The following is a 3,293-nucleotide window of genomic DNA, read 5'->3' as shown; positions in this document are numbered from 1 at the left end:
GTGCCGAGCGACAGGTGCATGTTGTACGCCTGCGCGATGAACAGCGACGCGAACGTGCAGTACATCATCGAGCCGTCGAGGTTGAACGAATAGCCCATCGGCATCACGAAGCTCGAGATCTTGCGCTTCACGCCGAAGCGGTCGAGCGCGTCGAGGATCTTCGGGTACGCGGCTTCGGAGCTGGCCGTCGCGAACGACAGCATGAACGCTTCCTTGATCAGCACCAGCAGCTTGAACACCCGCGGCCCGAGGAACACCAGCCCCGCACACACGAGTAACGCCCAGAGCAGGAACAGGCTGACGTAGAAGTCGCCCATGAACACCGCGAACTTCAGCAGTACCGATAGCCCGTTGACCGCGACGGTCGCGGCCATCGCGGCCATCACCGCGAGCGGCGCGAGCTTCATCACGTAGCCGGTGATCTTCAGCATCACGTGCGACAGCTGGTCGATCGCGGCGATGAGGATCTTGCCACGCTCGCCGAGCGCGGCGAGCGCGACGCCGAAGAACATCGAGAACACGACGATCTGCAGGATCTCGTTGTTCGCCATCGCCTCGGCGAACGACCTCGGCACCATGTGGCCGACGAAATCCTTCAGCGTGAACTTGGATGTCGCGAGGTTCGCCGATGCGCCGATGTCCGGCAGCGGCAGGCCGAGATTGTCACCGGGCCGCAGCAGGTTCGCCATCAGCAGCCCGAGCAGCAGCGAGACCAGCGACGCGGTGATGAACCAGGTGATCGATTTCGCGAATACGCGCCCGACCGAGGCCGCGTCGCCCATGTGCGCGATGCCGACGACCAGCGTGGAGAAGACGAGCGGCCCGATCACCATCTTGATCAGGCGCAGAAATACGTCCGAGACGAGCGAGATGTATCCGGCGACTTCGGCGGCGGCCTTCTTGTCCGGAAAGCTCGTGAAGACCATGTAGCCGATCGCGATGCCTGCCGCCATCGCGACCAGGATCCAGACGGCTGCAGCATTCTTTTTTCGCATCGTAAGCCTCCCATGCAGCGGTTTCGCAATCGGGGATGGAAGGACGATACAGGACCAGAATCGCGCTGAACAGTGCAACCGGGTTCGGGTTTGCGCTAGCGCCGGATCATGGCCGATGGGGCGACGGTGATGGCGGGGGTGGCGCTGCCTGCCCGTGCGCCGGCGCAACCGGGTGAGGATTGGTGCGACGCAGCACATTGCCTGTTCGACGGGCGCCGGATGGCGGTAACCTGCGCCGCGCCATTTCGCCACTGTTCTGCACCACCGACGATGTTGTGGTGCCGGGATGCCGCGCCACCGTGAACAGGCGCTAGTCGTGCGCCCGCGGGTCCAGCAGGCTCGTGCTGAAATCGCACGCTTGCTCCGCGAGCCGGACGATCTCGGCGGTCAGCGAATGAGCGCGTTCGGCCCGGTGCAGCGCGACGTAGCGAACCGGCGGCAGCGCCGGCTGCGTGCGCACGATCTCCAGCGCGTCGCAAGCGACGAGGTGCGCTACGCACGCCTTCGGCAGATAGCTGATGCCCAGGCCCGACAGCGTCAGGCCGATCTGCGCGAGCAGGCTGTTGCTCGACAGCACGCGCTGAGTCGCGACGCCGTGTTCCTGCAGAAAGCGCGTGTACAGATGCCCGGTGCCCGACAGGTTCCCCTGCAGGATCAGCGGAAACCGCGCGATCTCCGTCAACGCAAGGGCGGCGCGGGACGTCGGCATAAATCCGGCCGCGCACATCCACGCGTTGTCGACCTCGCCGACCACCGTCGCCGTGAACGCGTCCGTCGCATGAATCTGCGGGACCACGATCAGATCGATCGTGTCGGCCGCGAGCCGGTCGCGCAGCGTCGCGGTCAGGTCCACCTCGGCCTCCACGTGCACGCGCGGATAGGCGGCCTGGATCGCCGCGATCAGGCGCGGCAGCCACGTCAGCGCGGTCAGTTCGGTCACGCCGATCCGGACATGCCGCACCAGCGCTTCCTTCGAACTCATCCGCTCGACCACGCGGTCGCGCTGTTCGAGCAATGCCTTCGCATGGTCGAACAGCTCCGCGCCCTTGTCGGTGAGCCGCGCGCTGCGATGCGCGCGATCGAACACGGTGAGGTCGAACGCGCGTTCGAGCTCCTGGATGCGCTTCGATACGGCCGACTGCGTCGTGTTCAGGCGCGTCGCGGCCGCGTCGAACGAGCCGAGCTGCACGATCCAGTACAGCGCTTCCATCTGCTTGAACGTCAGCATCGCGTCTCACTCGATAGATGAAGAAAAGCGATATGTTCTCATGTCAAAAAATCGCTTTTTTTACATATTTAGGCTGTTTAAGGTGCTCCCGTTGCGTCGCCTGGCGAGTGCGTTCATCAGAAAACGCGCCGCATCGCACCCAGCGTTCAATCGACCCCCCATTCTCTGGAGATTGCATGGACACCGTCATCGACTCCCCGCCCGTCGTCGGCGCGGCCCGCAAGCCGCGCGTCGGGCTCGCGTGGCAGATCCTCATCGGCCTCGTCATCGGCATCGCGACCGGGCTCGTGCTGAACCGGTTTCCGCAACTGCGCGACACGGCCGTGTCCGGGGTGCTGCAGCCGGCCGGCGACATCTTCATCAAGCTGGTGCGGATGATCGTCGTGCCGATCGTATTCACGAGCATGGTGATCGGCATCGCCGGCGTGGGCGACGGCAAGTCGCTCGGACGCCTCGGCATCAAGACGCTGCTCTATTTCGAGGTGATCACGACGATCGCGATCGTGCTCGGGCTCGTGATCGGCAACGTGTTGCAGCCGGGCGTCGGCACCGACATGTCGCAACTCGGGCACACCGACATTTCCCGTTACCAGCAGACCACGCAACAGGTGCAGCAGGCGCACCACGGGCTGATGGCGCTGGTGCTCGGCATCATCCCGGACAACATCGTCGCGTCGATGGCCAAGGGCGACCTGCTGCCGGTGATCTTTTTCTCGCTGCTGTTCGGGCTCGGGCTGCAGTCCGTGCCGGAAGAGCATCGCAAGCCGGTGCTCGCGATGCTCAAGGGCGTCGCCGACGCGATGTTCAAAGTGACGAACATGGTGATGCGCTATGCGCCGGTCGGCGTGTGCGCGCTGATCGCGGTGACCGTTTCAAGTTTCGGCTTCGGATCGCTGCTGCCGCTGCTGAAACTCGTCGCCGTCACTTACTTCGCGATCCTGCTGTTCGCGATCGCCGTGCTCGGCGTGACCGCGCGGCTGTTCGGGTTCCGCATCCTGACACTGCTGCGCGTGATCAAGGACGAACTGATCATCGCGTTCTCGACCTGCAGTTCGGCGACCGTGCTGCCG

The 3,293-nt window shown here is 64.5% G+C and carries 3 protein-coding genes; 1 reads left to right on the top strand and 2 read right to left on the bottom strand.

The window, feature by feature from the left end:
• Nucleotides 1-995 (bottom strand): dicarboxylate/amino acid:cation symporter (locus tag JMF90_RS30300; RefSeq protein WP_201325822.1); only part of this gene is annotated, 995 nt, incomplete at its 3' end.
• Between the two features lie 310 nt (nucleotides 996-1,305).
• Nucleotides 1,306-2,223 carry a LysR family transcriptional regulator gene (locus tag JMF90_RS30295; RefSeq protein ID WP_054928627.1) on the bottom strand — a complete coding sequence of 306 codons (918 nt, stop codon included), beginning with the start codon at nucleotides 2,221-2,223 and terminating at the stop codon, nucleotides 1,306-1,308.
• A gap of 176 nt (nucleotides 2,224-2,399) precedes the next feature.
• On the opposite strand from JMF90_RS30295, the gene JMF90_RS30290 reads away from it, so the two are divergent.
• Nucleotides 2,400-3,293: cation:dicarboxylate symporter family transporter (locus JMF90_RS30290; protein ID WP_201325821.1), on the top strand; the 894-nt coding region annotated here is incomplete at its 3' end.

This window comes from Burkholderia sp. E168m23 (assembly GCF_016586125.1).
In the GTDB taxonomy this organism is placed as follows: Bacteria; Pseudomonadota; Gammaproteobacteria; order Burkholderiales; family Burkholderiaceae; genus Burkholderia; species Burkholderia orbicola.
This window is presented reverse-complemented; position numbering and strand designations above follow the sequence as displayed.

Excerpts from the sequence above, each read along its gene's own strand:
- JMF90_RS30295 (WP_054928627.1), bottom strand. The coding sequence starts at position 2,223 with ATGCTGACGTTCAAGCAGATGGAAGCGCTGTACTGGATCGTGCAGCTC.